Raw genomic sequence first — 1,188 nt, forward strand, 5'->3', positions numbered from 1 at the left:
GAGCACCCGTCACGCTGGGCGGCAGTGATGTCGATCGCGGCCAAGATCGGCTGCACGCCGCAGACGCTGCATGACTGGGTCAAGAAGGCCGAGATCGATAGCGGGCAGCGGGCCGGCGTTCCGACCGACACGGCCGAGAGGCTGAAGGCGCTCGAACGAGAGAACCGCGAGCTTCGGCAGGCCAATGAGATCCTGCGCAAGGCAAGCGCCTATTTTGCGATGGCGGAGCTCGACCGCCGGTCCAAGCCATGATCGCCTTTATCGAGGATCATCGTGGGGCGCATGGGGTCGAGCCGATCTGCAAGGTGCTGCCGATCGCCCCCTCGACCTATCACGCCCATGTGGCCAAGCGGCGAGATCCCGCCAGGCTGTCGGCGCGCGCCCGGCAGGATGCTGCGCTGAAGACCGAGGTCCGGCGCGTCTTCTATCAGAACTTCGGCGTGTACGGCGTGCGCAAGGTCTGGCGGCAGCTCAAGCGTGAAGGGTTCGATGTTGCCCGTTGTACCGTGACGCGACTGATGCGGGACATGGGCCTACAAGGGGTCATCCGCGGCAAGCCCGTCAAGACCACGATCAGCGACAAGGCCGCGCCATGCCCGCTGGATCACGTCAACCGCCAGTTCAAGGCGCCGAGGCCGAACGTCCTCTGGCTCTCCGACTTCACCTATGTCGCGACCTGGAGGACCGGCTTCGTCTACGTCGCCTTCGTCATCGACGCCTATGCCCGCAGGATCGTGGGCTGGCGAGCCTCGCGCACGGCGCATGCAGGCTTCGTGCTCGATGCGCTGGAGCAGGCATTGCATGATCGACGGCCGGTCCATCGTGGCGGGCTCGTGCATCATAGCGATAGGGGCAGCCAATACGTATCCATTAAGTACACCGAGCGCCTGGCCGAAGCCGGCGTGGAGCCCTCCGTCGGCAGCGTCGGAGACTCCTATGACAATGCTCTCGCCGAAACGATCAATGGACTTTACAAGGCGGAGGTGATCCATCGGCGCGGACCATGGCGCAGCTTCGAGGCCGTCGAGTTCGCGACGCTGGAATGGGTGGACTGGTTCAACAACCGAAGGCTCCTCAAGCCCATCGGCAACATCCCGCCGGCCGAAGCCGAGCAACGCTACTACGCCATGATGGAACACCCCGCCATGGCGGCATAACTTAAACCAAGTGGCCTCCGGCAAACCCGGG

The 1,188-nt window shown here is 64.3% G+C and carries 1 protein-coding gene and 1 other annotated feature; the gene reads left to right on the top strand.

Features of this window, described 5'->3' with window-relative positions; all coding sequences use genetic code 11:
* Positions 1–1,157, top strand: a protein-coding gene (locus IVB48_RS00095) for an IS3 family transposase (RefSeq protein ID WP_247396219.1) whose coding sequence is annotated in 2 segments (ribosomal slippage) — positions 1–214 and positions 214–1,157 — 1,158 coding nt annotated over the 2 segments. Because the reading frame shifts where the segments join, the coding sequence is not laid out codon by codon here. This gene is flagged as partial in the annotation.
* Positions 207–323, top strand: a sequence feature (AL1L pseudoknot). Its footprint overlaps the gene before it by 117 nt.
* Positions 1,158–1,188 lie beyond the last annotated feature (31 nt).

This window comes from Bradyrhizobium sp. 76 (assembly GCF_023073025.1).
GTDB lineage: Bacteria > Pseudomonadota > Alphaproteobacteria > Rhizobiales > Xanthobacteraceae > Bradyrhizobium.